This is a genomic window from Bacillus luti (assembly GCF_001884105.1).
Classification (GTDB): domain Bacteria; phylum Bacillota; class Bacilli; order Bacillales; family Bacillaceae_G; genus Bacillus_A; species Bacillus_A luti.
This window is the reverse complement of the sequence record NZ_MACI01000003.1, coordinates 13,756-39,677: the sequence shown is the minus strand read 5'-3', so window position 1 is coordinate 39,677 and position 25,922 is coordinate 13,756. Positions and strand designations below refer to the sequence as shown.

At 34.7% G+C, this 25,922-nt stretch carries 30 protein-coding genes and 1 pseudogene; 10 read left to right on the top strand and 21 right to left on the bottom strand.

Annotated elements, in window-relative coordinates:
• Positions 1-73 precede the first annotated feature (73 nt).
• A complete protein-coding gene (locus BAQ48_RS00475; RefSeq protein WP_071709543.1) occupies positions 74-610 on the bottom strand; it encodes a C1q-like domain-containing protein in 537 nt (178 codons plus the stop codon).
• Positions 611-749: 139 nt separating this feature from the next.
• On the bottom strand, positions 750-998 hold the full coding sequence (locus BAQ48_RS00470) for a DUF3947 family protein (RefSeq protein WP_071709542.1): 249 nt from the start codon (positions 996-998) through the stop codon (positions 750-752).
• A gap of 211 nt (positions 999-1,209) precedes the next feature.
• Here BAQ48_RS00470 and BAQ48_RS28365 point away from each other — a divergent pair, with 211 nt between their 5' ends.
• Positions 1,210-1,818 (top strand): BclA C-terminal domain-containing protein, encoded by a 609-nt coding sequence (locus BAQ48_RS28365; protein WP_071709541.1) that lies wholly within the window; start codon positions 1,210-1,212, stop codon positions 1,816-1,818.
• 140 nt (positions 1,819-1,958) lie between these two features.
• Here the strand turns inward: BAQ48_RS28365 and BAQ48_RS00460 are convergent, their stop codons facing one another.
• Positions 1,959-2,312, bottom strand: a complete 354-nt coding sequence (locus tag BAQ48_RS00460) for a hypothetical protein (RefSeq protein ID WP_376751167.1) — start codon at positions 2,310-2,312, stop codon at positions 1,959-1,961.
• Positions 2,313-2,493: 181 nt separating this feature from the next.
• On the opposite strand from BAQ48_RS00460, the gene BAQ48_RS27775 reads away from it, so the two are divergent.
• The 5 genes and pseudogenes from BAQ48_RS27775 to BAQ48_RS00440 all read left to right on the top strand — a co-directional run bounded on the left by BAQ48_RS27775 (position 2,494) and on the right by BAQ48_RS00440 (position 6,071).
• Positions 2,494-2,667: a hypothetical protein gene (locus tag BAQ48_RS27775; RefSeq protein WP_084064323.1), complete on the top strand. Its 174-nt coding sequence runs from the start codon at positions 2,494-2,496 to the stop codon at positions 2,665-2,667.
• A gap of 86 nt (positions 2,668-2,753) precedes the next feature.
• Complete coding sequence (locus tag BAQ48_RS00455; RefSeq protein ID WP_071709540.1) at positions 2,754-3,365, top strand: hypothetical protein; 612 nt, start codon at positions 2,754-2,756, stop codon at positions 3,363-3,365.
• Positions 3,366-4,077: 712 nt separating this feature from the next.
• Positions 4,078-4,398 (top strand): annotated as a pseudogene (locus tag BAQ48_RS28445) (site-specific integrase).
• An 84-nt stretch (positions 4,399-4,482) separates the two neighbouring features.
• Positions 4,483-4,797: a thioredoxin family protein gene (locus tag BAQ48_RS00445; RefSeq protein ID WP_071709539.1), complete on the top strand. Its 315-nt coding sequence runs from the start codon at positions 4,483-4,485 to the stop codon at positions 4,795-4,797.
• Between the two features lie 392 nt (positions 4,798-5,189).
• Entirely contained in the window at positions 5,190-6,071 is an 882-nt protein-coding gene (locus BAQ48_RS00440) for a cation diffusion facilitator family transporter (RefSeq protein WP_071709538.1), read from the top strand.
• On the opposite strand, the gene BAQ48_RS00435 is transcribed toward BAQ48_RS00440, so the two are convergent.
• From BAQ48_RS00435 to BAQ48_RS00415, 5 genes are all read right to left on the bottom strand, one after another.
• A complete protein-coding gene (locus BAQ48_RS00435) occupies positions 6,058-6,696 on the bottom strand; it encodes a phosphatase PAP2 family protein (RefSeq protein ID WP_071709537.1) in 639 nt (212 codons plus the stop codon). The two genes, BAQ48_RS00440 and BAQ48_RS00435, sit on opposite strands and share 14 nt — an antisense overlap.
• 77 nt (positions 6,697-6,773) lie before the next feature.
• Positions 6,774-7,529, bottom strand: a complete 756-nt coding sequence (locus BAQ48_RS00430; protein WP_071709536.1) for a sporulation protein — start codon at positions 7,527-7,529, stop codon at positions 6,774-6,776.
• Positions 7,511-8,332, bottom strand: coding sequence for a serine/threonine protein kinase (locus tag BAQ48_RS00425; protein ID WP_071709535.1), 822 nt, complete (start codon positions 8,330-8,332; stop codon positions 7,511-7,513). Before BAQ48_RS00425 ends, BAQ48_RS00430 begins: the two co-directional genes overlap by 19 nt.
• On the bottom strand, positions 8,332-8,514 hold the full coding sequence (locus tag BAQ48_RS00420; protein WP_000473370.1) for a hypothetical protein: 183 nt from the start codon (positions 8,512-8,514) through the stop codon (positions 8,332-8,334). The genes BAQ48_RS00425 and BAQ48_RS00420 overlap by 1 nt, the downstream gene beginning before the upstream one ends.
• Positions 8,515-8,624: 110 nt before the next feature.
• Entirely contained in the window at positions 8,625-8,804 is a 180-nt protein-coding gene (locus BAQ48_RS00415) for a YozD family protein (protein WP_000658451.1), read from the bottom strand.
• A 149-nt stretch (positions 8,805-8,953) separates the two neighbouring features.
• On the opposite strand from BAQ48_RS00415, the gene BAQ48_RS00410 reads away from it, so the two are divergent.
• Positions 8,954-9,109 carry a DUF3930 family protein gene (locus tag BAQ48_RS00410; protein WP_002018281.1) on the top strand — a complete coding sequence of 52 codons (156 nt, stop codon included), beginning with the start codon at positions 8,954-8,956 and terminating at the stop codon, positions 9,107-9,109.
• A 4-nt stretch (positions 9,110-9,113) separates the two neighbouring features.
• Here the strand turns inward: BAQ48_RS00410 and BAQ48_RS00405 are convergent, their stop codons facing one another.
• The 10 genes from BAQ48_RS00405 to BAQ48_RS00360 all read right to left on the bottom strand — a co-directional run bounded on the left by BAQ48_RS00405 (position 9,114) and on the right by BAQ48_RS00360 (position 18,593).
• Positions 9,114-9,776: a hypothetical protein gene (locus tag BAQ48_RS00405; RefSeq protein ID WP_000101497.1), complete on the bottom strand. Its 663-nt coding sequence runs from the start codon at positions 9,774-9,776 to the stop codon at positions 9,114-9,116.
• 339 nt (positions 9,777-10,115) lie between these two features.
• Positions 10,116-10,331 carry a YozE family protein gene (locus BAQ48_RS00400; protein WP_002171816.1) on the bottom strand — a complete coding sequence of 72 codons (216 nt, stop codon included), beginning with the start codon at positions 10,329-10,331 and terminating at the stop codon, positions 10,116-10,118.
• Between the two features lie 72 nt (positions 10,332-10,403).
• The gene (locus BAQ48_RS00395) at positions 10,404-10,676 is read right to left on the bottom strand and encodes a YokU family protein (RefSeq protein WP_000995763.1); all 273 of its coding nucleotides are present in this window, start codon (positions 10,674-10,676) and stop codon (positions 10,404-10,406) included.
• Entirely contained in the window at positions 10,673-12,094 is a 1,422-nt protein-coding gene (gene kamA / locus BAQ48_RS00390) for a lysine 2,3-aminomutase (RefSeq protein ID WP_071709534.1), read from the bottom strand. The genes BAQ48_RS00395 and kamA overlap by 4 nt, the downstream gene beginning before the upstream one ends.
• Positions 12,095-12,304: 210 nt before the next feature.
• A complete protein-coding gene (rocR, locus tag BAQ48_RS00385; protein ID WP_084064320.1) occupies positions 12,305-13,690 on the bottom strand; it encodes an arginine utilization transcriptional regulator RocR in 1,386 nt (461 codons plus the stop codon).
• A gap of 118 nt (positions 13,691-13,808) precedes the next feature.
• Positions 13,809-14,660 carry a putative beta-lysine N-acetyltransferase gene (gene ablB / locus BAQ48_RS00380; RefSeq protein ID WP_071709532.1) on the bottom strand — a complete coding sequence of 284 codons (852 nt, stop codon included), beginning with the start codon at positions 14,658-14,660 and terminating at the stop codon, positions 13,809-13,811.
• Complete coding sequence (locus BAQ48_RS00375; RefSeq protein WP_000436686.1) at positions 14,657-15,925, bottom strand: peptidase; 1,269 nt, start codon at positions 15,923-15,925, stop codon at positions 14,657-14,659. Before BAQ48_RS00375 ends, ablB begins: the two co-directional genes overlap by 4 nt.
• A 15-nt stretch (positions 15,926-15,940) precedes the next feature.
• Positions 15,941-16,603: a CoA transferase subunit B gene (locus BAQ48_RS00370; RefSeq protein ID WP_071709531.1), complete on the bottom strand. Its 663-nt coding sequence runs from the start codon at positions 16,601-16,603 to the stop codon at positions 15,941-15,943.
• Positions 16,588-17,286: an acetate CoA-transferase subunit alpha gene (gene atoD / locus BAQ48_RS00365; protein ID WP_071709530.1), complete on the bottom strand. Its 699-nt coding sequence runs from the start codon at positions 17,284-17,286 to the stop codon at positions 16,588-16,590. Before atoD ends, BAQ48_RS00370 begins: the two co-directional genes overlap by 16 nt.
• Positions 17,283-18,593, bottom strand: a complete 1,311-nt coding sequence (locus BAQ48_RS00360; RefSeq protein ID WP_001205901.1) for an aspartate aminotransferase family protein — start codon at positions 18,591-18,593, stop codon at positions 17,283-17,285. The genes atoD and BAQ48_RS00360 overlap by 4 nt, the downstream gene beginning before the upstream one ends.
• 815 nt (positions 18,594-19,408) lie before the next feature.
• Between BAQ48_RS00360 and BAQ48_RS00355 the strand changes: the two genes are divergently transcribed.
• Complete coding sequence (locus tag BAQ48_RS00355) at positions 19,409-20,158, top strand: DUF4397 domain-containing protein (protein WP_071709529.1); 750 nt, start codon at positions 19,409-19,411, stop codon at positions 20,156-20,158.
• A gap of 33 nt (positions 20,159-20,191) precedes the next feature.
• Here BAQ48_RS00355 and BAQ48_RS00350 read toward each other — a convergent pair whose 3' ends face one another.
• Positions 20,192-21,325, bottom strand: a complete 1,134-nt coding sequence (locus BAQ48_RS00350; RefSeq protein WP_084064317.1) for a BA2291 family sporulation histidine kinase — start codon at positions 21,323-21,325, stop codon at positions 20,192-20,194.
• 232 nt (positions 21,326-21,557) lie between these two features.
• On the opposite strand from BAQ48_RS00350, the gene BAQ48_RS00345 reads away from it, so the two are divergent.
• Complete coding sequence (locus BAQ48_RS00345) at positions 21,558-21,950, top strand: YueI family protein (protein ID WP_071709528.1); 393 nt, start codon at positions 21,558-21,560, stop codon at positions 21,948-21,950.
• A 121-nt stretch (positions 21,951-22,071) separates the two neighbouring features.
• Here the strand turns inward: BAQ48_RS00345 and BAQ48_RS00340 are convergent, their stop codons facing one another.
• Positions 22,072-23,496: an aldehyde dehydrogenase family protein gene (locus BAQ48_RS00340; protein WP_000716465.1), complete on the bottom strand. Its 1,425-nt coding sequence runs from the start codon at positions 23,494-23,496 to the stop codon at positions 22,072-22,074.
• Between the two features lie 132 nt (positions 23,497-23,628).
• The gene (locus BAQ48_RS00335) at positions 23,629-24,984 is read right to left on the bottom strand and encodes a hemolysin family protein (protein WP_071709527.1); all 1,356 of its coding nucleotides are present in this window, start codon (positions 24,982-24,984) and stop codon (positions 23,629-23,631) included.
• A gap of 359 nt (positions 24,985-25,343) precedes the next feature.
• Between BAQ48_RS00335 and racA the strand changes: the two genes are divergently transcribed.
• Positions 25,344-25,886 carry a chromosome-anchoring protein RacA gene (racA, locus tag BAQ48_RS00330; RefSeq protein WP_071709526.1) on the top strand — a complete coding sequence of 181 codons (543 nt, stop codon included), beginning with the start codon at positions 25,344-25,346 and terminating at the stop codon, positions 25,884-25,886.
• The last annotated feature ends 36 nt before the right edge of the window (positions 25,887-25,922 follow it).

Genomic DNA, 25,922 nt, shown 5'->3' with positions numbered 1-25,922 from the left:
GACAAACTATTACTATTTTTAATAAAAGGTAAAACCCATGATGAGGCTTTACCTTTTATCTTCTGTATACTCATTATTTAATTTGAGAAGGAAATCTTGCCGCTTCAAAATGTGCACCATCTTCTAAAGGACTTAAAACTCCAGCTATACTACTTTGCGCATAGACCTCTACTTGATCTCCTTCATTCAATTGAATTATCGTCGAAACACTTACTACATTTCCAAAATTTATCGGACCAAAAAAGTCGTTATCTATAGCTATTGCAGCGTTTCCATTCACACGAATTTCTACACGCGCTCTATAATTTAAGTTGAGATTGTTTGGAAAGAAACCAATTGTTCCAATAATAGAATAAACCCCTCTAGTCTTCGGAATAAAAATAGACGTTGCCGGATTATACTCATTTGCTAAATCAAATTGTTCATTTTGGAACAATACCTTTACAAAAGTATTAGCAGGAACAGTTTGATCCACCGTATTTTTAGCTCTAAATGCAGATGCCCTTACAAGCTTGTCTTTGTTGTCATTGCACTTACTTGTGTTCTTACAACAGTCATGCTGTTTCTTTTTGTACTCCTTACAATATTTACAATAGTAATAACAAGACATACTAGTTCCCCTTTCATGTTTATTACTGTATATTATGTAAGAGTGATTAGTAATGTTTGGACGAGCTAATATTTTTTCTAGTAAGGGTGCCCTATACTTGCACCCTTATATTTTTATATACAACTAGATTCCTTCCAGTTTATAAATTGTATACAGTTCCATATGGAATAGTAAGAAAAGAACTTCCGTACGGTGTTATATGATGCACCGGGTAATAATACTCCACGGATGAATAATACGGTTGTACACCTTGCTGCATTTGCATTTGTTGCTGCATTTGTAGTGCTTGTTGAACAGCTTGCAATGTACTTTGTGCCCCGCTATACGTTATTGACGTACCATACGCTGGTCGCATGCCAGCTTGAGAATAAAAATATGAATGAAACATTTTTTCAACCCACTTCCATATTAAATATTACTAAGTATGATATGATTCATTATTTCAGTGCGTGCTACAAGCTAGTCCGCCAGCTTATATTCAATGAATATATTAATAATGAATCAAAACTACGATAAATTTGATTAAATTCCCCTCTGATTACATATTTTAATTACAATTTTCATCTAATAATAATACTTTGATTTTCGGAGGTGATTGTATGGCAAAAGAAAATAAAAATAATTCAAATGAAATCCTTTATGGAGCTGCATTCGATCCTAACTTAATTGGACCGACACTACCACCATCTCTAACATTTACAATACCAACTGGAACCACTGGGGCTACTGGCGATACTGGGACTACTGGATTAACTGGGACCACTGGCTCGACTGGAACTACTGGATTAACTGGGACCGGGACTACAAATGTATCAAGTTTCGCTGCCAATACTACCGGCGCAACAATTGCTGTAATTTTAGGTGGAACCGATGTACCTCTTCCTAGTGATCAAACTTTCTCTGGTGGTATTACAGTTGATGGTACAAATACTACTTTCACCGTTCCAAATGCTGGTCGTTATTTAATTAACTACGGAGTCAATTTAACCGCAGCTCTATTATTAAGTACACGATTAATTATTAATGGTGCAGCTAATACAGCTTCTACAATTGATCCAGTACTTTCAGTTAGCCAGTTTAATAATACAATTATAGTATTGTTAACAGCGGGAAGTACTATAAAGTTACAATTTTTCGGATTACTCGGCGCCGCTGTTTTATTACCCGGAAGTGCTGGCGCTACATTAACAATAGTGCAAGTTTCATAATCAATTTATGTGTAAACAAAAGAGAATACCCAATTGGATTCTTTTTTGTTTTGTTGTTAACAATTTCCGGACACTTTTTGACTACATTTTCTTCAAATGACAAAGTAAAAAAGCAGCTGTTAGGCTACTTGTAATTCTTATTATCCCCAAATGAAATGATATATATATTCTCCCGTTACAAGTTCATTAATTCCAGCTACCCTAACGAATCTCATTAAGTCCGCCCCTTGAAGAAAATACACCGAAATCGTAACCGGTACTTGTGACCACATGGATTGATAAAGCTCATTCACTCTCTGATTGGTTGAAACGATTAAATCATTTACAGGTCCATGATTCCATGCAGAGGTTTGAACTGAAGTGAACGGAAGATCTTTCCCATTAACCACTATTCTTACCACACTTTGAGTTATGTCCACAATAATCCCCTCCACCATTACAAAAATTGGACCTATTTCTTTATTCATATTGTTATAAATATTCTTGACTGCAATTAATGTTTAAGGCAAACCCCTATTTTCCATTTAAAAAACTTGAGTTCTACACCATCCCTTTTTCACATATCTTCTTTCATACAATTTTTCGTTTAAAATTACCTTAAATCTTGCTCAAACAACCTAATTACAAGAAAAACCCCTTTATAATACAATTAAGTAATTTATAGGGGTGTTATTCATGACAGATACATTAAGACTCATTATCTTTATTATTGTTGCAATTGGTGCAATCATTAACTTATACCTAGAGTTTAAAAAACCGAAAAAAAGTATATTATCAATTGTTTTTCTATCGATACTCCTCATTGGGGCTTCAGGATTAATCAAAGATATTTTATCTCGACTTTTATAAAACTCAATATTCCATGAGTGGCGCAGTTAGCTTTTGCTAACTGCTCTTTTAGGAAGGATTGGTAAAATTCAGAAAGGGAGTGTACTATGGCAGAAATTAAAGTGAGCCTTACACAATTTTTAGACTTCACACTGAAAGGTAGTGCTGCTAAAACAACCTTTGTAAAAAATCTAAAATCTCAACCTGAATACCAACCAATTTTTGATTACTGGAAACAATTACGAGAAACTGTTATTAAATTTCATCAAAATGAACTACCTTTTGAATGTTTCGAAACATTAGTGCAAACAGTTGATCAGAAGAAAAAGCAAAACTACATTGACGTCATAAAACAGTACAAAAAATTTATTAAAAACAAAAATATCTCTTGGTTCGATCCAGGTAAATCACATTGGATATCAGATGATTTAATCGTCCGCTCATCGCCTGAACTCGGTTTGCTCATTAATGATGAGCCGCATCTTATCAAATTATTTTTCAAAGGAAAAAGAGAGCGAATTGATAAATACAACATCAACTCAACACTAACATTATTAAATGAATCAACATTTTCAAATGAACATAACGATGTGAATTATACAGTCCTGAACATCCAAAAGAACAGAATGTTTACGAATAACTCTATTAATAATGAACATTTAATAGCACTTGAATCAGAAGCTAACCAGCTTTGTTATATATGGAATAAAATAGACTAGATACGATTCATCTCTTTCAATACCTTGTTCATGTATAATTTGAGAACAAATTCAATCCGTTTCGTTTCATTGAAGCCAACCTTGTATTGTGTCTCAAACAAGGTTGGCTTCAAAATAGTTTCTTCCCCATTTCAACAGCCCAACTCACCTCCTCCAAACAAGAGATATACTGAGCTATTTCACTTCATCAGCGTTTATATCCTGATTTTTTAACCGCTACATACCCCAAGAATATTGTACGATTTCACGTTTCTCACTTTCCACATCGTGCTTTTTTCGAGTTTATTAATCTTTAACTGCAATTCTTTCATTCGTATTAACATTTACTGTGTAATCATCCAATTTATAGTTATTCTTCTAAATTGACCAACAATATATTAAAATCTTCTATATACAAAAGGAGGTTTACCATGCTCAACATTCATACAAAACTACCTATATTCGGATTCTTTTTGTTTTTATATGGTTTGATCGGTATCATCGTTTTGTTACTATTCCTTAACGTGTAGTGACAAAGGCGATTAATATATGTTTAGTGTGTAATTTCTATATATCAAAGAAAAAAGCATCCATGTGGGTGCTTTTATTTAAGTAAATACTTTTGGATTTTATTTATAGTGTTAATAAATCTCTCGCAATTTTCAAATTCCATTTGAATAATTTCATTGCCCAAAGAAATTGAAGTACCAATTTCTAGTTTCTCCATACTTTTTTGCACTTGTCATTAATAACGGTACTAGAATGTTATGACGCTCGGTACAATAATTATGATTTAATTTGCCCCTCCTATAACGGTAATCCCTGTAATTCATATGTTTGACACAGCTCATAAAAAAGCTTATAAAGAAAAGTGAGGTTCCTAATGTTCGTTTCTAAGATTTAAGATATACATCCAAAAATTGCAAATGAACGATTAAGACATACAAGAGTAGGTATCAGACTGGACACCTACTCGCTTGTTGTACCAGGACTTCAAAAGATCGCGGTGGATCAATTCGCTAACGAATTATTCAGAAAGAAAAATTCTCGTTAGAATTTTGTTAAAAGTTTTCGTTTCTAACCGAAAATACCACCTAAATAACTTCAAATATTATAAGTGAAAAAGGAGCAACAAAACATGAAAGAAATCAAATCTGAACAAGAATTCAAAGACATCATCGCAAGCGAGGAGCCAGTAGTTGTTAAGTTCTTTACGACTTGGTGCCCAGATTGCGTTCGTATGGACAACTTTATCGGAGATGTAATGGAAGAGTTCAATAAATTTGAATGGTATTCTATTAATAAAGATGAGTTCCCAAGTATCGCTGAAGAGTATCAAGTAATGGGTATTCCAAGTTTACTTGTATATCAAAATGGCAAGAAGCTAGGCCACTTACATAGCGCTAATGCAAAAACTGAAGAGCAAGTTACTGAGTTTTTAGAAGCATACTAAGATGAAAAACCTCTGAAAAATATTTTTCAGAGGTTTTTCTCTTTTTTCACAATTATCTTTCGTAGTTATTTTGTTTCATTTCATCCACTGTGGCCTTTAAAAGTATATATCAATAATTTAGAAATACTATACTTCTTCATATTTTCATCACTTGATGAATTACACCCAGTCATTATAAGAATAATACATATTAAGAAAAGTATTCGGTTCTTCCCCCATCTACCTCCTATCCCTTACTTTGCACTTTACAACATATTTTTCCTTCGCGAAACTTTGTTATCCGCTTCTTAAAAAGCTATAAAACGTCAACAATGTTTGTATAGACCCACACGAGTTTCGTTTGATACTCTATGTATAGAAAGAAATTCCTTGTAGAAAGGTGAGTGATTAAAATGGATACTCTTTCTCATAAAGAAGCTGATAAAGGTGCTATTGTCAGCATTATGGCCTACATATTTTTATCCTCTATGAAAATCATCATCAGTTATATTACCCTCTCTAGTGCATTACGTGCTGACGGTTTAAATAACTTAACGGATATCGGTGCTTCTTTGGCGATATTAATTGGTCTAAAAATTTCTCGTAAACCTCGTGACCCAGATCATCCATATGGGCATTCACGTGCAGAACAAATCGCATCACTTGTTGCTTCCTTTATTATGGCAACAGTCGGATTAGAAGTTGTTATTAGTGCCATTCAATCGTTTTTAAATCCGAAACAAGCTGCGCCTAATGTACTCGCTGCGTGGGTCGCTTTATTTTCTGCTGTCGTTATGTACTTTGTGTATTTGTATACGAAAAAGATTGCAGCGCGAACAAAAAGTAAATCATTAGAAGCCGCTGCAAAGGATAATTTATCAGATGCACTCGTAAGTATTGGTACTGTAGTAGGTATTGTCGGTTCACAGTTCCAAATGCCTATTTTAGATCCTATTGCCGCTTTAATTGTTGGCCTTATCATTTGTAAAACCGCATGGGATATTTTCGTAGAAGCTTCTCATATGTTAACGGATGGAATCGATCCTGATAAAATGGAAGAATATGCCGATGCAATTGAACATATTGGTGGCGTGGAAAAAATCGTAGATATTCGCGCTCGTATGTACGGGAATCAAACGTACGTTGATATAACAATAGAAGTAGATGCCCGTATGGATGTGGGTGAAAGTCATTGTATTACTGATAACATCGAGGCTATGCTTCGGAAAAAGTTTGGAATTTACCATGCACACATTCATGTTGAACCAATGGAAAAAGAACCTATTTTGACATAGGTTCTTTTTTAATGAACGCTTTATGAAATATAACACATAAAACGAGCCAGCTACCGCCAGCTGCCCATCCCGCTAATATGTCAGATGGATAGTGAACGCCAAGATATATTCGGCTAACTGAAATAGATAATACAACAAAGCTCGCTATAAAAATAATTAACAATTTTTTATGCAATGTAATACGCTCTTCTGTAATTGTGACGTATGCAATAAATCCTAAAAAAGCAGTAGCATTCATCGTATGACCGCTCGGAAAACTATATCCAGTTGCAGTAACAAGCTGCGTTACATCTGGTCTTGCTCGTTCGTACCATAGTTTAAGCATACTGTTCAAATAACGAGATCCGTAGTAATTAATTGTTAGAAGTAATGCACTAAGTAACTTTTTTCTAACGAGAAAATACATTACAAGAATTATGAGTAACGGGAAATATATTCTTTTGGAACCGATAAAAGACACCCAAGTAAAGTAGGCTGTCAAGTAATCGTTTCGAAAACTTTGAATAAAGTGTGCAACTACATCATCAAATTTTTCAATACAAGCGGTATGATACGAAAGTGATAGTGCGACAAAACAAATAAGTAAAGTACAGCTTAACAAGTATAAATGTCGATATCGTTTCACATACATAACCTCACTATGCAAAAAAATGGAGCGGTTGTTTTAGTTTCCCACTCCATTTCTTTTTTATGCATAGATTATTAAAAAAGATAATTGTTAATTTTTTGCTTCATTGTTGGAATATCTTCATTCGTTACTGTGAAGCGAATAATTTTCTCATCAAGATCAAGCGCTTCTGCAAATAACCCAGCTAATCCACGAGATTTTCTATCTACTTCCATAACGATTTCTAGACGGTCATAAGTACTCGGCAAGATTAATAATTCTAACTCATCTAACTTCCCATAATGCTCTCCAGAAACCGGAATAAACTCAAATTCTTGTGCGAATGGAACTTGCTTACGTAATCGATACGGTAATTCTTCGCATTCTATATGACGTGCTTTAAAGCCTAATTGATTTACACTATCTAATACACTACTTAACAGTGCATTTGGCAACACTTGAATGTAATCACGGTCACTTGGGTCAATACTTCGTTTAATATCAAGACCCGTATGTACCCAAACTGTTTTCATTCCGAGTGTAAGTGGAGCTTCCACTGGCATTTTAAATGAAAAAGGAATTTCCATCTTTTCATTCGGCTCTACCGAAAAAGGTTCTGTTAAACGAACTCTCTCTAAATCGTACGTTGCTGTTATTTTTTTATCATCGACTTCTCGTACATACGAGGTCGATAACGTTAAGTAAATGCTTTCAATTTGTTGGCTAACTGAACCACCAGTTATATGCACCTTACCTACTATCTCTTCTCCAACAATATACTCATCTTTTTCAAGAACAGTATCTACTTTTGCATTACCAATACCAACGCTTGCTAAAAACTTTTGAAACATGGGGCCCCCATCCTTTCTAAAGCAAAAGCTACCTCTTTTTTTAACTCTAGTACATTCTCATAGTACGGCGTTTTTATTTGTAACATCCGCATGAGTATTTCTCGATTATAATTTTCCAAAGTTAACTCTTCATACCATGGTTTTTCATGTTTTTCAGTAGATTCATAACTGGCATATAATAAAAATAACGAGAAATGACCAAGAGCATAAAAATCACTTCGAAAATGAACTTCTCGCATCAAAGCTTGTTCACCTTCATAAGTTGTAACTCGCTCATCACCCTCACCTTTATATTTAGCCAATCCAAAATCAATAATACTAATCTGTTTTTCTTTCATTAATATATTCGGAATACGTAAATCCCTGTGAATAATGCCTTTACTATGGAACACCGAAACAATTTCTAATATTTCGTATAAAATTTCAAAAACTTCACGTTCTGTATATATATGTCCATCTAAAAAAATATAATCTTCGAAATTTTTACCAGGCATATATTCCATTACAAAAAAGCTCTTTTTCTCCCATACGAAATGATCATATAAACTAGGAATTGTATGATGATTTAATGTTTGTAAAATCATTTTCTCTTGTTCAAATGATTTTCTACCAGATTCGTATCTTTGTTTACTTCGTCTTAATTGTTTTAAGACTTTATATCTATTTATTTGTAAATCATTAACGACATATGTAACCCCATAACTGCCCATTCCAATTACTGATTCAATTTTATAACGTTCTGCAACGATTGTATTTTTTCGCAGTGGTCTATCAAATAAAGCTAGTACACGACGCCATTTCATCAGCTACTTGAAAAGAAGCTACGGCTTTTACGTTTTCTTTTATAATGATGATGTCCATAACCAGATGAACGTCGTTTATAATCGCTACTTGAATAAGAGCGCCCTCTATGACGATAATCACTACTCGAATACGAACGATATTTTTTCTTTCCTAATAAAGAATCAATAATTTTTTTGAACATCCCTTCACCTCTTGAGTAAAATTTTCTTTTAATTATACCAACAATTGCCGACTATGTTTGTGACAAGTTTGTAAAGAGTAAAAAACGACGAGTTAAGCCCGTCGTTACTTTCACTCATCCTCTTCATCAAAAACTTCATCAATCATACATTTCTCTAATAAATACTCGAATGTAATATCTGCGAGATCTTCAATTTCTTCTCGTTTTGGGACGTATCCTCTTTCAATTAGTTGCTCATAAAAAAACTCCGCAATCTCTTCCGTATCAATTACGACTTCAATTTCCTTCATGAGCATCACTCCTTTATTTCTGTTTTATGAAAAAATCTCAAAATTATGTATATGAGATTAGAAAAATAGTTTTTATTTTTTTATAGGTCATATCATTCGGACAAGGTGCATACGATGGTAGTACAAGCTATCCAAAGGGGGAAATAAGAATGGAATATCAATATGAAGTAGAGCAAACAAAAGAAGAGTTCATGCATGAAGATCAATGGGCAGACTCTCTTATTAAATGGCTTTTTATTTTTTTAATAATTGTAGGCATACCTTATACTGCATATGTTGTTGTTCAATTTATTCTCTCTTTCTAGTTAACTATTTTTTCTCTGTCAATTTAACTAAATAATTATGAACAACATCCATTACAATTTTATATTCTTCATCTTTAAATGTATCAAATAACAATTGATAATCGTTATAAATATCAAGTAATCCATCAATGATTTCTTGACGATTCGTCTTAACACTCACTTTTTTCGAGTTGTTAATTGACTTTAATTTTCCTAAATCTAATTTATTCATACCAGCTTTATCTTGCTTCATTTTCTTCAAAATTGCATTTGCCGTTTGAGCATTGGCAAGTAACGTTAAATCTGATTCATCCGCTTCTAACCATTCACCATCTGTAATTCGTGACAATTCATATATGGTGTCTTCCCATGCGTCATTTTTATATCTCCATACTTCTGTTCGGAAACCGACAATACGGAAAACATCTTTATCATATCCTGTTACTTGCACGAGATCACCAAATGTGAAATTATAATTTAATTCAATCCACTCTGTGTCGCCCTTTTTCATTTCTTGTTCTGAAACATGCTGCAATGTTTGTTCTACGTAAAACCCATCGTGATTATTTACTTCGTATACGTAAACTCCATCTAAAACTTTCATATTTGTGATTTTACCAACGGTTCCATATAGCGTAATCACGACTATGTCCCCTACGTTGTATTTAGGTTGTTTTTTTCTTGCCATCTCTATCTCTCCTTTTTTTGACGTCGTGATTTTGATATCAGTATATGCAACCTACATAAAAACGCTTATCACAGAAGCTTATATTCATAAATTTTTTCGATAAAAAAATATCACTACATAAAATTTTATGTAAAACACAAAAAAGCTAGTAAATAGACTAGCTTCAAATCAAGATATTTCGTATAAAGCGAAACTTTAATCGATAGGGGTTGTATTCAATCCGCACCAATCGGTCGTTTACCTTCTTTGCTCTGCGTTGGAAGTCTTACCACCAACAAATAGCGTGATAAAAAACATACAGAATACTTCACTTTGTAAAAGTAATGTATTCTGTATGTTTTATCTCTCTTGTATGTATAAATCCCATGCTTCATCAAATATAGACATACTTTCTAGCATTCCGCTCAACTCTAAGTATGAACTAATTTCATCATAGTCTTCAGATTGCTTCGGAAAACTTAAATCATCATACATCGCCTCTGCTAAATCTGAAATTTCATTTCTAAATAAAGCTGCACGATGCTTCATCATATAATGGTAAAATGTCTTTTTCAAACGTATTCCCTACCTTTCTAACTTGGGTACATTATACAAGGCAAAAAAGAAAAAAACCAGCATAAAAGCTGGTTAAAAGTCGAAATAATTCCTTTTTAATAAACGTGGTCTTCCCATTAATTCTTCGTATGTTAGTTGTTTTGGCAAATCTTTCGTATAAATTAAAAATAACTGATCTTCAATTTCTTTTACTGTGTGATCTGATTGATAGTCCATTCCACATGAGGAACAAGAAATACATGGTGTCTCTTGGATTTCAATGGCTTTCGTACCATCTGGTAGTTCCCAATATACAGTATTCAAGCTTTCTTTCGCTTCTGTACTGTCACACCACATACAATTCATACTGCATCACCCTCAGTTTTTTTGTCATTTTCTTCTAATTTAGCCATTTGCGCTTGATATTTTTTATCTTTTAATTGGTCGCGCTTATCACGTTTATCTTTTAAAGATGCATGCGTGTCATTATCTTCATAGTCTTTACGACGGGTCATACGCTGTAAGTCGTCTGGAACAAGGTTAAATTTCTTATCACTCATAAGACCTGCGATACCAACATCTGAACGTTTTTCTTCGTAGTTTGGATAAATCTCTTTAAAGTAGCCTTCCGCTCTTCCTGGGATGTAGCTCTCTGGCTCTGGATACGTCGTAATAACACCTTCGAAGTTACGAAGTACCACTTTATCTGCACTTTGTGAGATTAAATAGTTTGGCTGAAGCGCAATTTTACCGCCACCGCCTGGTGCATCGACAACGAATGTCGGAACCGCATAACCAGACGTATGTCCGCGTAAGCCTTCAATAATTTCAAGACCTTTCGATACTGGTGCACGGAAATGACCGATACCTTCTGATAAGTCACATTGATAAATGTAGTATGGACGTACACGGATTTTTACTAAGTCATGCATAAGTTTTTTCATAATTGGAACGCTGTCGTTAATACCAGCTAAAATTACTGCTTGGTTTCCGACTGGAACACCTGCATTCGCTAACATTTCACATGCTTTTTTCGATTCTTCTGTAATTTCAATAGATGTATTAAAGTGCGTATTTAACCATACTGGATGGTATTTTTTAATAATGTTACATAAATTCTCTGTAATACGCTGCGGGAATACTACTGGTGCTCTCGTTCCAATACGAATAATCTCGACATGCGGAATCTCTCGTAAACTTTTTAATACATATTCTAAAATTTTATCGTTAATTAGAAGACCGTCACCACCAGAGATTAATACATCTCGTACTTGTGGTGTATCACGAATGTAACCGATCGCATCGTCTAATTGTTTCTTCGGTACACCCATTCCAATTTGTCCACTAAAACGACGGCGTGTACAGTAACGACAATACATAGAACATTGATTCGTTACTAAAAATAATACGCGGTCTGGATAACGATGCGTTAACCCTGGAACTGGTGAATCTTCATCTTCATGAAGAGGATCTTCTAAATCATATTTCGTTTTATATAACTCTTCCGAAATCGGTACTGATTGCATCCGAATCGGACAGCGTGGATCATCAGGATTCATTAGCCAAGCATAGTACGGTGTAATGTTTAACGGGATCGTTTTTGTTGAAATTTTAACGCCCTCTTCTTCTTCAGGTGTTAAATTAATTACTTTCTTTAAGTCATCTAACGTTTTGATCGTATTCGTTAATTGCCAAACCCAATCATTCCATTGCTCTTCAGTAACATCCTTCCATAATTCGATATCCTTCCAGTGACGATTTGGTTTGTATACATCATGTAACATTGCTATTCCCCCTTTTTATACGCTCATCCTTTATATAAGCAATAGTTATGCCAACTTTACATTGTTGATAAGTAAATGTGCGGAGAACCCTATTACATAAGCGAAAAAATATTTTTAAGCGTTGTATGAAATCAATACTTAACATCATATTCATTACTTTTTATATATGTAAACGCTCTTTTATTGGTGCAAACACACAAAAACCGCCGATTATTCGGCGGTTTTGTCGTACTTGCTCAGTTTATATTGAAGCGTTTGACGAGGGATGCCTAACATTTTTGCAGCTTGTAATATATTCCCTTCCGTTTCAATTAACGCTTGATCTATTAATTCCTTTTCCGTTTGATGAAGTGCTTCTCTAAGTGGTAAAACGCTCTTCTTCTTTGGAAGATTCTCTTTCCGAAATGTACGTGGTAAGCAATTGGCTGTTAATGTATGCCCTTCTGCGATAATGACTGCATGTTCAATCGTATGTTTTAACTCACGAACATTTCCAGGCCATTGATAAGCTTGTAATCTTTCTTTCGCTTCCTTATCCATTTGAAGTACACCTTTTTTATAACTTTTATTATATTCTTTCAAAAAATAAGCAGCTAATAATACGACATCCTCCGTTCTTTCGCGTAACGGCGGGATATATAACGAAAAGACATTTAATCTATAATATAAATCAGTGCGAATTTTATTCTCCCTTAAACATACTTCTGGTGGCTGATTCATTGCGGTAATAACGCGAACATCTACTTTTCTTGTCTTATTATCACCAATACGACGAATAACCCCATCCTCTAATACACGTAGCATTTTTGCTTGTAAATCGAGCGGCATTGAATTCAATTCATCTAAAAATAATGTCCCTCCATCTACAAGTTCAAATAACCCTGCTCTTTCAATTGCGCCTGTATAACTTCCTTTTGTCGTTCCAAACAATAAACTTTCTAATAGCGATTCCGGCAACGCTGCACAGTTTTGTGCAATGAATGGCTTATTTTTCCGTTTAGAAGCTTCATGAATCGCTTGTACAAATAGCTCTTTCCCTGTTCCTGTTTCCCCATATATTAAAACATTTGCATCAGTTGGCGCTACTTTTTGCGCTAATTCTTTCGTCTGTTTAAACCGAGCATCATTAGTCACTATCGTCTCAAACGCAACATGCTTTTTAATCACTTTATTGTTAGATGATCGCTTTATTTTTGACTGTAAATCGACAATTGTATCAGTAAGTTGTTGAATTGTAGAATAGTCTTTTGCAATTTCAACAGCACCAGCAATATTCCCATCAATAAATATAGGTAATGTCGTATTTACTGTACAAACGTCTTCTCCGTTTAAATTTTGATAATGCTGTACTTGATGTACAATTGGTTTTTTCGTATCTAATACTTTCATCAATGTACTTGTTTCCCTAGATAGAGAAGGAAATGCTTCTAACAAATGCTTACCTAATACTTTTTCAATTTTGGATCCATCATGTTTTGCAGCAACTGTATTATAAAAGATCGTAATCCCATTTTCATCCACTGCGTGTATGGCCTCATCTATACTGCCCAAAATCGCCTCAATGACTTCTTGTGTCGAAACTGCTAGCAATGTCATCCCCCCTTTTGCCAAAAATTCAGCAAATTAAGCGCCGAATTTTTGGCATCCCTCTGTGCGATTATAAGCATGACGATTCCGTCCTATTATTTTTATGATGCTTATATATTTCTTTCACCTATTTATGATTAGATAAGTCTTTCACCCATATATTCATATCTTCCAACTTATCGAAAATGTAACAATTGTTCGCGAGTCTTCCTGTATACGTATATCCTAACTGATGAAAGGCCGCATTCATTCCAAAAGAAAGCGAACGAGCAATTGTATAAGAACAGAAAATCGATTTTTCTTGGAGCTCTTCCTCTAACTTAATGAGTAGACTTTTCATAAACCCGTGTTTACGATATTCAGGTAAAGTAGCACAATTCGTTAATTCTGCATTTCCTTCTTTTATGTTCATTTCTGCGGATGCTGTACTAATGATTTTCCCTTCAAATTCATACACGTAGTAAATTGTATCGTCTTCTTTCATCGTCTGTAATACATAACTCGCTTCATTTAAAGGTGTCGGATACACTTCAAATACTTGTCCAAAGACAGCTGCTAACTCTTCCGCATCCGCTTCTGTCGCTTTTCTTAACAGAAATTCCTTCGGGACTATTTTTTCCGTAACCTCTTTAGCTTTTACACCACTTAAAATGGTATCTTCCTCAGCCCAATGAATACTATTTCGTCTTTCATCATTATTATATTTCACAAAGAAGTATGCATCGTGTCCTTGAAAATAATGTGGTATTGTTGCTTCCAATAAGAAACCGAAAGAGAGCCATGTTGAAACATGCTCTCCCTTTCCTTTTATAATACATTTAGTGAAAGAATGTTTCTCTGCTAGTTCATCAATAGTTTGTATAATGCTCTCAACATTTCCTGTATAGTGATCTACTCGAATACGTTTATTAAAAAAATCTAAAACGCCTTCTACTGTATAGTAATTCGACTGTTCTTTAAAAGATTCATAGTATTTCATTTTTTCACCTCACACCAATCTAGTAATGTACATGCAATAATTTTTGCGGCAGCTATCATTTTATCAACTTCTATATATTCATTTGGATAATGCGCTACTTTCGTCTCTCCTGGTCCAAACACTATCGTTGGTACGCCTGCGATTTGTGTAAATAAGCCTCCATCAGTCCCCCACGGAGATGCTTCTATAATTGGTTCGTTCCCTTCGAGTTTAACAAAGTTATGCTGAAGTGTTGTAATCAGTTCATGATTTTCTTCTAGCTCGCCAGGAACCCACCTCGCTCCAAACCATTCTACTTCTACTGGATTTTCTACAAACCAATTGTCCACATCATGTAATTCACCAATCCAACTCTCAAACTCTTCTTTTGCTGCCTCTATAGTCTCATTCGGCGCGATTCCGCATCTTCCTTCTAAAATTAATGAATCGGGAACAGAACTTGGCCAACTACCGCCTTCAATTTTTCCTATGTTAATTGGGATTGGAATCGGAATCCCGTTAAATAACGGATCTGTAATTCTACTATTTCTCTTTTCTTCTAATTTCCTCAAATGATCCACAACGAACATACTTTTTTCAATTGCACTTACACCTTCATAACGCGTTCCACCATGTGCTGCTTTTCCTTTCACATGTAGGCGAAACCACATAGATCCTTGTTGCTTCGGGAAAAACTTCATATTTGTCGGTTCTGGAATAATAACACCATCTGCCTTATATCCTCGCAATATAGTCGCTAATGTTCCTGCCCCTCCACTTTCTTCTTCTATTACACTTTGAAAATAGATGTCTCCTTTTAATTCAATACCCGATTCAATAATTGCTTCCATCGCAAGCATAAGTGCGACATTTCCGCCCTTCATATCCGTCGTTCCACGACCATATATACGATTCCCTATTTTCTCACCACTATAAGGATGATGATCCCACTGATTCACATCTCCTTCTGGAACTACATCTATATGCCCATTTAATATCATAGATTTCCCGTCGCCGCTTCCTTTTAAAGTAGCCACAATGTTTGGGCTGTCTGAAAAGCTTGTACGAGGTGATACAAAATAAGGATGATCTTTCATTTTAGAAAAAGAAGGCTCCCAAATATCAAGATCTAAACCTAACTCACGTAGCTTTTCAATCACAATTGCCTGTGCACCACTTTCATCACCAGATACGCTTTTTTCTTGAATTAATCGCTTTAAAAATTTCACACTTTCCTCTTCATGACTCTCAATATAATCGCAAACCTGCTTTTTTAATTGCTCCATATATTATGTCTCCCCTCATTCAATTACTAGTAAATTCGAGCCAATTTGAAAATCAGCTTCCGTATGTCGTTTTATATCTTCCACTGTGTATGGGCTCATTAATTCTTGTAAAATAAGTCCATCCTGCGTCACTTCCATTACCGCCATATCCGTAATAATTAAATCTACACATTTCTTTGAAGTTAATGGCAATGTACACGCTGAAACAATTTTTGCGTTTCCATACTTATCAACATGATTCATCACAACAACGACACGCTTCGCTTTTTGTGCTAAATCCATCGCTCCCCCAATACCTGGAACACGTTTCCCTGGTACAATCCAGTTTGCTAAATCACCATTCTCACTCACTTGTAAAGAGCCAAGAATTGTTATGTCTAGTAAACCTTTTCGAATCATCCCAAACGCTGTGCAGCTATCAAAATAACTTGCTCCCGCAATAAGAGAAGTTGGTAAACCTGCTGCGTTACATAAATTTTCATCTTCATTTCCTTTACTTGGCGTAGGCCCCATACCAACGATTCCATTTTCCGCATGAAACATGACGTTTATATCTTCTGGTAAATGATTCGGCACTAGCGATGGAATTCCAATACCTAAATTTACAATCATTCCATTTTGTATTTCTTTCGCCGCACGTCTAGCAATCTTATCTCTCACTTCTACGCCCATACCCATTTCCAATTCACTCCTTCCGATGGCACGATATAATTCACGAAGACACCTGGAACCACGATTTCCTCTGGATCCAAACTTCCAAGTGGAACAATTTCTTCTGCTTCTACAATCGTTATATCCCCGGCCATAGCCACGTGAGGATTCATGTTACGAGCGCTCTTATCAAACACAAGATTACCAAACGGATCAGCTTTTTTCGCATATACAATCGCAACCTCAGCAGTTAATGCTGTTTCAACTAAATATGTCTTTCCGTTCATTTCAACTGTCCGTTTTCCCTCTTCTACAATCGTATCCAAACCAACGTCAACCAAAACTCCACCAAGCCCAACACCTCCAGCGCGGATACGCTCTGCTAATGTTCCTTGGGGAGAAAACTCGATTTGTAACCTTCCTTCGTTTAGCTGTCTTCCTGCATTTGGATTTGAGCCAATATGAGAAGTAATTAATGATTTTACTCTTTCATTCGTAACGAGACGACCGATGCCTACATCAGGAAATCCCGTGTCATTTCCTATTAAATTTAAATTTGTAATTCCTTTTTCTAAAATAGCCTGTATTAAAGATGGAGGGGATCCAATCCCCCCAAATCCCCCAAACATTAATGTCATATCATCGTGGAACAAAGAAATTACTTCATCTATCTCTTTTAATTTATCGAACGTATTTGTAATTGTTGTCATGCGATACTATGCCCTCCTTTTTGCATCATTTCTTCTACACTTTTTGCAAAAATTGAAAGTAATTCATCTAACTCGGAATATGTAGTTGTCATTGGCGGTGCTACAAGCAGTGCACTATCTTCTTTTCCTGCTTGCCCTGAAACAGCTTGGTATAAAAGAAGTCCATTTTTAGCTGCAACCGAAATAAGTTCCGAAGCCTTTGTAAACGGTTGCAATTCTACTCCAATCAGCAACCCTTTTCCGCGCACATCAGCAATGATTGTCGATTGTTGCTGAACTTTCTGTAATCCTTTTATTAAATACTCTCCCTTTTCCGCTGTTTTTTCAGGTAGATTATGTTTCTCCATATATTCAATAACAGCTAAAGCTGTTGCTGCCGACAATGGATTCGCACTTAACGTATGCCCACTCATAACAGAACGTGATCCTCGTAAAATCGGCTCCATAACACGGTCACTTACAACCGTCGCTGCCATCGGTGTATATCCAGCTCCTAATCCTTTACCAAGTGTCATAATATCTGGTTCTACACCCCAATGCTCCATTGCAAACCATGCACCAGTACGACCAAGCCCAGTCATTACTTCATCAGCAATAAATAAAATATCGTAATGACTACAAATATCTTTAATAACTTTATAATATTCTTTCGGCGGAACAACTGCGCCTCCAGCTGCTCCAATAATCGGCTCAGCGATAAAAGCTGCAATATGTTCTGCTCCAATTCTTTCAATTGATCTTTCTAGTTCAGTCGCACAAGCAAGCTGACAAGTTGGATATACCTTTTGCACCGGACATCTAAAACAATATGGAGCCGGAATAGTTGGATAATCTTCTAAAATTGACACGAAACGTTGTCTGCGCAGTGGATGCCCAGACATTGATAAGGCTCCCATCGTAATGCCGTGATAACTCATCCATCTTGACATAATTTTATGTTTACCTTGAATACCACGTTCCTGAAAATGCTGAATTGCGATTTTCATAGCTGTTTCATTCGCTTCCGTACCACTATTCACAAAAAAGCTCCAGTTCAAATCTCCTACACTTAAATCACTTAACTTCTTTGCTAATTTTTCAGCTGGCTCACTCGTAAACTGTGATCTATAAACGAAAGCAATCTCCTCTGCTTGCTTTTTAATAACGTCTGCAATCTCCTGTACACCATGCCCAATACCTGCCGTAATTGCTCCTGACGAACCATCAAAATATTTATTACCGTTCTGATCATACAAATAAACACCTTTTCCATGTGAAATCATTGGATACGGCTGACCAACAAGTGGTTTAATTAAGTAATCGCGCATAGCGCTCCCCCATTTCTCCAATTTGTATATATATATGAAGAAAATTGACGTTTCTTTCATAAAAAAGAATCCTCTGCGAAAGCAGTGAATTTATCAAAAAACTATTATAAAATATACAAATGAGTGCTAAGTATCAATTTTAAAAACAGAAAATTCAGAACTCAAATCAAAGACCAACCCTTATTTATACGCTCAAATAACCCTCCCTTATATAAAATTAACACTCTACTAAATATTTTTCTAACATAATGCCAGCTTCCCTCAAATGCCGGCATTGTGTAAACTTCGACGAAACTCCCTTTAAACTCCTTCCTATTCTCCTACTTTATATTGCATATTTTCAAACAAATCTCGACAATTAATCCTACTAAATGCATAGCAATTATTCTTAAAGCAACCGATATTTCACATACATTCCCCTTCGTTTAATACAATAAAAAAAGAACCGATTAACCACATTAATCAGTTCGGCACGACGCTCTTTTTTCAGTTAATACCGTCACTTGCTAAAATAAATAGAAACAGCAATACTTCAAATTTAAAATGCATCCTACAGCCTTTCGCACAAAGTTCTCCATAACTCCGTTCACCATTACTATCGGGATATCCCCACTCCTTTCCTCATAGTCAAACTACCTTTCCTTTATAATTTATGTAGGACAATTATCACTTTGTATGTGTATTCGCCTATAATTAAAAAAATCCCTAGTTTGACATGCTTTCGATTTACCGATTGATACTTAAAAAATAAGTTTTTCGCATAACCTCTTTCTCCCTTCGCATATAGTTTTAATGATGATAAAGGAGGAATGTTCATGTCTCAATCTGAAATCGAAAAATATGGACAAGAAGCTGCACGTTACGAACAGCTCGCTCGTTACTATCAATTTCATAATCCGAAAAAATATGTAGAACTATATATGAAATATTATGATGCACTTACGAAACTTGTACAGGCATTTGAAAAAAGAGATGCACAAGAAGCTGCTTTACCGTCACACATAAGATTTTTTCACTCAGCTTCAAATACACCTGCGGTTGATATTTTAGTAAACGGGCAAAAGGTTATTAAAAACATTTCATTTAAACAATTTAGTCCCTATTTAACATTAGTGCAAGGTAAATACCGTATAGATATCGTTCCTGTCGGAAATGAAACTCCCATCTTTTCAGCTTTAGTACCAATAATGGGAAATCACACTTATACTTTTGCCGCAATAAAAAGTGATAATCATATACAATTACAACCTATGCTTGATAATACACATTTACCAGCAGGCCAAGCAAAAATACGATTTGCGCATTTTTCTCCAGATACACCTGTCGTAAATGTAGATTTAAAAGGTGGAGATCATTTATTTGAAAATGTACTCTTTAAACAAATAACAGATTTTTTAGAAGTTAGTCCTGGTACAGCAGATATTGAAGTTTCACTCGCAGATAATCCAAGCGTCTTGTTAACTATACCGAATTTCAAAGTGGAACCGAATATTATTTATACAATTTCCATAGTGGGTTACTCCTCTAAAGATCCTAAATTAGAAACCGTTATTCTTACAAATTAAAACAGTCTACACCATTTATTTGGTGTAGACTGTTTATTTTTGAAATGCAATTTGAAATTCTGTCCAATCGTTATCTGAACGACACATAATGGACCCATTATGTTTTTCTACAATTTGTTTACATACAAACAATCCAATACCAGTTCCTAACTTTTTAGTAGTTACAAATGGTTCAAAAATCGTTTCAACATTTTCTGCAGGAATCATTGGTCCATTATTTTTTATTACAATTCGTATAGCTTGATCTTCCTCAAATACATCAATGATAATTTTTCGTTCTTCTTTCATTGATTCCAGAGCGTCGATTGAGTTCATTAAAATATTTAAAAATACTTGTCTCACTTCACTCCGATAGCCAACAAGTGGAATTGGATACGGCAAATTCTTTTCAATTGAAACATTTGCATTGACCAAACTTGGGTATAAGAATTGTATAATATCTTGAAACAAGTCATTAAGCCAAAACCGTTCCGATTCATTCCACATTTCTTTTTTCGATACGAGTAAAAATTGCGAGATTCGAAAATTTAATTGATCTAATTCATGTGAAATGATATCTAAATACGATAAACTAGGATGATCTGTTTTTAATAATTTGACAAACCCCATTATTGAAGTAAGCGGATTACGAAATTCATGTACAAAACTAGCCGACATTTGTCCTAAAATCGTCAGCCTTTCTTTATGTGTTTCGTTAATATATTGCTGTTTTTCTTCTAAATTTCTCGTAATAATTTCCGAGTATTTTAAAACAGTATAATAAATTAATTTGTCAAAACAAGTATGTACTTGAGCCATTATTGGTTTTAGTTCCCGAGCGCTTACATCTAATTCACACATTGCTTCAAAAAGTTCATTTCTTCCCACGTTTGCATTATAGACAAAATCTCCAATATTCGCATCTGCTCCCGCACGCTCAATAGCAATTTTCTCGCATAATGGTTGAAGATATTCAATACCTTTATCTTCCATAGTCAGCTCAATAATTAACTCGAATAACTCTTCTCCATTTTGAACTACTTCTTGTTTAAATGGATCTTTTTCGGAAATTATCATTTTGTTTTTCCAGTTCTCTACGAATTGGTGCCTATTGTTTTTCAAGTACGTACAAAATACTTCTTTAATATCCTTATCGATTGGAAAAACCCCCATTCCCTCCATTTCCATACGACGAATACCCTTTATATTTTGAATGTTAACACAAAAAAAGCATTTCGTTAATAGATTATTGTCACATTTTGTTAATATCTGTTGATAAAATTTTTTCGCTTCTTAATAAATTGTTATATTAATAAATCCTGTTTTTCTTCCCCATGTTCAAACTTCATTACATTTCATACAACTTTTTTGCATCCTGCTTCATTCTTGCGTACAATAGAAAATGAAAGGTGTGAAAAATATGGTAAATAAAAATGTGGAAGATTATCTCCAAGAAGGCATTTATGGCCAAAAGCAGAACAAACCAGAAGAACGTAATATGTATTTAACTACATTACGTGAGCGAGTAGAAATCGCTTTAACTATCGGTCAAGTAATGCAAAGTAATGTATATTCTGAAGTAGCTAGTAGCATGCGCTCTTCTCAATCATTACAAATATTCCTAAATGGTGGCATTGCTTACCCACATTTATCAAAATACATTAAATTAGCAAATGAAAAAAATGTTCCTTTCACAATTGTTCAAAATAAAGGTACAGAAACACCAATCGGTTTAGTATTAGCTCACAGCACCGCTGTTGACAAAGAACAAATTTATGTAGAGGATGCTATTTTCAAACAAGAAATGAAGTAAAAGGTACACTTTATTAAATGAAATCGTTCTAAAAAGTGTAAAACAAACAATAAAAAAACGAGTATGGAATCGTAAACATTTCCTACTCGTTTTTTATTGTGATGCTTAAGTTCTATATACTTTATTTTTTAATACATACAAATTTCATTTCTGTCATTTCTTCTATTGCATATTTAATTCCTTCACGCCCTGTGCCACTTTCTTTCACACCACCGTAAGGCATATGATCTACTCTGAACGTTGGAATATCATTTATCATGACACCACCAACTTCTAACTCATCAATTGCACGCATTGCTTTAAACAAATTATTTGTAAATACGCCTGCTTGTAGACCGTAACGTGAATTATTTACTTGCTCTATGGCCTCATCAAATTCTTTAAATGTATTTACTGTCATAAGTGGACCGAATACTTCTTGGCACTGTACAGATACATGCTCTGGAACATTTGTTAAGACAGTTGGTTCAAAAATCCTTTCATCACGTTTGTGACCACCATATAAAACGTTTGCTCCTTCTTTAACTGCTTCTTGCACCCAGTTATCGATACGCTCTACATCTTTTTTCGAAATTAAAGCTGATACATCTGTTTCCTCAATCAGCGGATCACCAACAACAACTGTTTCCATCGCTTTCTGTAACTTCGATAGAAATTCATCCATTCTCTTTTCATGTACAAAAACACGTTGTACTGAAATACAAACTTGTCCATTATTAACAAATGCTCCCCATTTTACACGTTCAATTATTTCATCTGTCAATTCTACATCTTCATCAATAATAACTGCAGCATTTGATCCTAGTTCTAACGTAACTCGCTTTAATCCAGCCTTTTTCTTAATTCCAATTCCAACTTTCGGACTTCCAGTAAAAGTAATGAAAGCAACATCATCATTTGTAACTATTGCCTCACCAACAGTTGAACCGGGACCAGAAATAATATTTAAAGCTCCTTTTGGCAATCCTGCCTCTTCAAATAATTCTACTAATGCGTAAGATGATAATGGCGTTTGATCAGCTGGTTTTAACACAACTGTATTTCCGGCAGCAATTGCAGGACCAACTTTATGCGCCACTAAATTTAATGGGAAATTAAATGGTGTAATAGCTCCTATAACGCCTATTGATTTTCGCATTGTATATGCAATACGCCCATCTGCACCAGGTGCTGCATCTAACGGCAATGTCTCACCGTATATACGCTTCGCTTCTTCAGCTGCAAATTTGTATGTCTGAACCGTACGATCTACTTCTCCCCTTGCAGCACGTATTGGTTTTGCAGCCTCTTTCGCAATAATTTCTGCAAATTCTTCTCTTCGTTCATCCATTTTTTGCGCAACCTTCTCTAATATAGTCGCACGATCGTATGCAGATAATTTATTCATTTTTTTCATTGCATTTTTTGCAGAACTTACAGCCTCTTGAACATCTTCTTCCGTTCCTTGTGCAATTTCCGCTAGCGTTTCTTCAGAATATGGTGCATATAATGGTTTATATGTATTTACTGACTTCCAATCTCCATTTATATATAAATGCTTTTTCATATTTCTTCTCCTTCCGAATATATGTATACATTAATACTTCACCTAGTGAAAGGTTTGACTTGTGTCATTGTATCATAGCCCTTACGTCTCTAAAAACATTATGCTCAAAAAAACTCTGCCATATAGCAGAGTCTACGAACTAATTTGTTCTTGTAACGAAATCTGTTTTTCATCTTCTAAAATAACAATCGATTCTACTTTTTTTGTAACTTCTAATCTTTTAATATAATGTCCATCTAATTCTTTCACACAAAACTTATAATTTTCAATTTCAATGGAATCCTCTTCAGCAATCTCTATATTCTTCGTTAAAATCCAACCACCGATTGTATCAACACCATTATCGTCAATCGTTAAACCTAATAACGTATTCACTTCACTAACAAGTACTTTACCCTCTAGTATCGTTTTCGTTTCACTAACTTGTTGAATTTCTGGCTGTTCATCCGTATCAAATTCATCTTGAATATCTCCAACTATTTCTTCTAAAATATCTTCAACAGTAACAAGTCCAGACGTACCACCATATTCATCTATCAATATAGCAATATGCGTTCTTTCTTTTTGCATTTTTAAAAATAAATCATGGATTGGGATCGAGTCGATAACTAAAATAATTGGTCTAATATATTGTTCTACTTTCTTTTTACTAACAGCTTTATGCTGCACAAAATCTGTAAAAATATCTTTAAAGTTTACAAAGCCTATTACATGGTCTTTGTCGCCATCTACAACTGGATATCTCGTATATTTTTCCTGAGACATTTTTTGCAAAGCTTCTTCAGCAGGCATTTCTTTACTAATAATATGCATCTCAGTTCGAGGTACCATTATTTCTTTTGCAATACGATCATCAAACTCAAAAATTTTATTTACATATTTATATTCAGACTGATTAATCTCGCCATTTTTATAACTTTCTGAAACTAACAACCGTAACTCTTCTTCTGAATGAACCTCATCATGTCCCTTTGGTGGTTTCAGCCCTAGCAACTTCGTAATGACTCGAGCTGATCCATTAAGGATCCAAATAAATGGGAATGCAGTACGATAAAAGAAAATTAACGGCTTGGCAACAAACAAACTTACTTGTTCAGCTTTTTGAATTGCAAATGTTTTTGGGGCCAATTCCCCAATTACAACGTGTAAAAAAGTAATAAACAAAAATACTAAAATTACAGCAAAAATGTCTGCAAGCTGAGTAGAAATATTCCAATTTGCAAAAAGCGTGTCAAACATTTGCTTTAATGCAGGTTTACCAAACCACCCAATCCCTAGAGCTGTAACTGTTATTCCTAGCTGACAAGCAGATAAATATTCGTCTAAGTTTGTAATGACTGTTTTGACAGATGTTGCGCGATTATTGCCCTCTGCAATTAAATAGTCAATTCGTGAACTTCGCACTTTAACAATTGCAAATTCTGCTGCAACGAAAAATGCCGTTAAGGCAATTAAAACAATCACTATACTTATACTATATATGTCCAAATACTTTTCCTTACTTACAGTGTAAGCAAGGAAGCCACCTCCTACTTAATTTTATTCAAGTGAAGTAAGCATTCTAATACTCTAACAAAATTCTACATTAGCAACCACCTTTTTATATATTATATGCATACATAAAAAAGATATTTATCATTATGATAATCTAATTCATTTCCCCACGTCAAATCAAATTCTTTTAACTCTTAAGACAAAACAATTTGATATACACGATATATTTTTCACAATTAAATTTCGTGAAAAAACACTTTCTTTGCCGATTCCCCACTTCTTTTGTCACACTAGAAGGGAACTTACTTCATAGATCGAAATCATTCAACAGGATATATATAGGAGGGATTATTTTGGAATATAAAACACCATTTATCGCAAAAAAATTAGGTGTTAGCCCAAAGGCTGTTGTCCGGATTGCACAACAATTAAATCTTACGATAGAAAAAAATAAATATGGTCACTTTATTTTTACACAAAATGATCTAGAACAAATGTTGGAATACCATCGTTCTCAAATGGAACAGACTGAAACCACTCAGCCTACTCAAAAAACCTCATTAAGTGATGTTGAAGAATTAAAAACTCAAGTAAACACAATTGTTCAAAACTCATCATCGAATGATTTTGAGCAACTAGCTTCTCAATTAAACACCATTTCGAGAAGGCTAGATCGCATGGAAGAGCAAATGCAAGATAAGGCAAATGATGTCGTTACGTACCAACTCTTACAACATCGCCGCGAAATGGAGGAAATGTTAGAACGAATTCAAAAGCTAGAAACCGCCCTCAAGAAAGAAGAACCAATATATATTACTCCTGATTCAAAACCGACATATGAAAGAGAAAAGAAGCCAAAGCGTCGTAAAATGATTTTTAGTATATTTGGATTATAATTTTTAGACCCTTATTTAAACAATAAGGGTCTTTTT

Bases quoted from the DNA above. Each gene is read 5' to 3' on its own strand.
- BAQ48_RS00475 (WP_071709543.1), bottom strand. From the start codon at position 610: ATGTCTTGTTATTACTATTGTAAATATTGTAAGGAGTACAAAAAGAAA.
- BAQ48_RS00470 (WP_071709542.1), bottom strand. From the start codon at position 998: ATGTTTCATTCATATTTTTATTCTCAAGCTGGCATGCGACCAGCGTAT.
- BAQ48_RS28365 (WP_071709541.1), top strand. From the start codon at position 1,210: ATGGCAAAAGAAAATAAAAATAATTCAAATGAAATCCTTTATGGAGCT.
- BAQ48_RS27775 (WP_084064323.1), top strand. From the start codon at position 2,494: ATGACAGATACATTAAGACTCATTATCTTTATTATTGTTGCAATTGGT.
- BAQ48_RS00455 (WP_071709540.1), top strand. From the start codon at position 2,754: ATGGCAGAAATTAAAGTGAGCCTTACACAATTTTTAGACTTCACACTG.
- BAQ48_RS00445 (WP_071709539.1), top strand. From the start codon at position 4,483: ATGAAAGAAATCAAATCTGAACAAGAATTCAAAGACATCATCGCAAGC.
- BAQ48_RS00440 (WP_071709538.1), top strand. From the start codon at position 5,190: ATGGATACTCTTTCTCATAAAGAAGCTGATAAAGGTGCTATTGTCAGC.
- BAQ48_RS00430 (WP_071709536.1), bottom strand. From the start codon at position 7,529: ATGTTTCAAAAGTTTTTAGCAAGCGTTGGTATTGGTAATGCAAAAGTA.
- BAQ48_RS00425 (WP_071709535.1), bottom strand. From the start codon at position 8,332: ATGAAATGGCGTCGTGTACTAGCTTTATTTGATAGACCACTGCGAAAA.
- BAQ48_RS00420 (WP_000473370.1), bottom strand. From the start codon at position 8,514: ATGTTCAAAAAAATTATTGATTCTTTATTAGGAAAGAAAAAATATCGT.
- BAQ48_RS00415 (WP_000658451.1), bottom strand. From the start codon at position 8,804: ATGAAGGAAATTGAAGTCGTAATTGATACGGAAGAGATTGCGGAGTTT.
- BAQ48_RS00410 (WP_002018281.1), top strand. From the start codon at position 8,954: ATGGAATATCAATATGAAGTAGAGCAAACAAAAGAAGAGTTCATGCAT.
- BAQ48_RS00405 (WP_000101497.1), bottom strand. From the start codon at position 9,776: ATGGCAAGAAAAAAACAACCTAAATACAACGTAGGGGACATAGTCGTG.
- BAQ48_RS00395 (WP_000995763.1), bottom strand. From the start codon at position 10,676: ATGAATTGTATGTGGTGTGACAGTACAGAAGCGAAAGAAAGCTTGAAT.
- kamA (WP_071709534.1), bottom strand. From the start codon at position 12,094: ATGTTACATGATGTATACAAACCAAATCGTCACTGGAAGGATATCGAA.
- rocR (WP_084064320.1), bottom strand. From the start codon at position 13,690: ATGACATTGCTAGCAGTTTCGACACAAGAAGTCATTGAGGCGATTTTG.
- ablB (WP_071709532.1), bottom strand. From the start codon at position 14,660: ATGAAATACTATGAATCTTTTAAAGAACAGTCGAATTACTATACAGTA.
- BAQ48_RS00375 (WP_000436686.1), bottom strand. From the start codon at position 15,925: ATGGAGCAATTAAAAAAGCAGGTTTGCGATTATATTGAGAGTCATGAA.
- BAQ48_RS00370 (WP_071709531.1), bottom strand. From the start codon at position 16,603: ATGGGTATGGGCGTAGAAGTGAGAGATAAGATTGCTAGACGTGCGGCG.
- atoD (WP_071709530.1), bottom strand. From the start codon at position 17,286: ATGACAACAATTACAAATACGTTCGATAAATTAAAAGAGATAGATGAA.
- BAQ48_RS00360 (WP_001205901.1), bottom strand. From the start codon at position 18,593: ATGCGCGATTACTTAATTAAACCACTTGTTGGTCAGCCGTATCCAATG.
- BAQ48_RS00355 (WP_071709529.1), top strand. From the start codon at position 19,409: ATGTCTCAATCTGAAATCGAAAAATATGGACAAGAAGCTGCACGTTAC.
- BAQ48_RS00350 (WP_084064317.1), bottom strand. From the start codon at position 21,325: ATGGAAATGGAGGGAATGGGGGTTTTTCCAATCGATAAGGATATTAAA.
- BAQ48_RS00345 (WP_071709528.1), top strand. From the start codon at position 21,558: ATGGTAAATAAAAATGTGGAAGATTATCTCCAAGAAGGCATTTATGGC.
- BAQ48_RS00340 (WP_000716465.1), bottom strand. From the start codon at position 23,496: ATGAAAAAGCATTTATATATAAATGGAGATTGGAAGTCAGTAAATACA.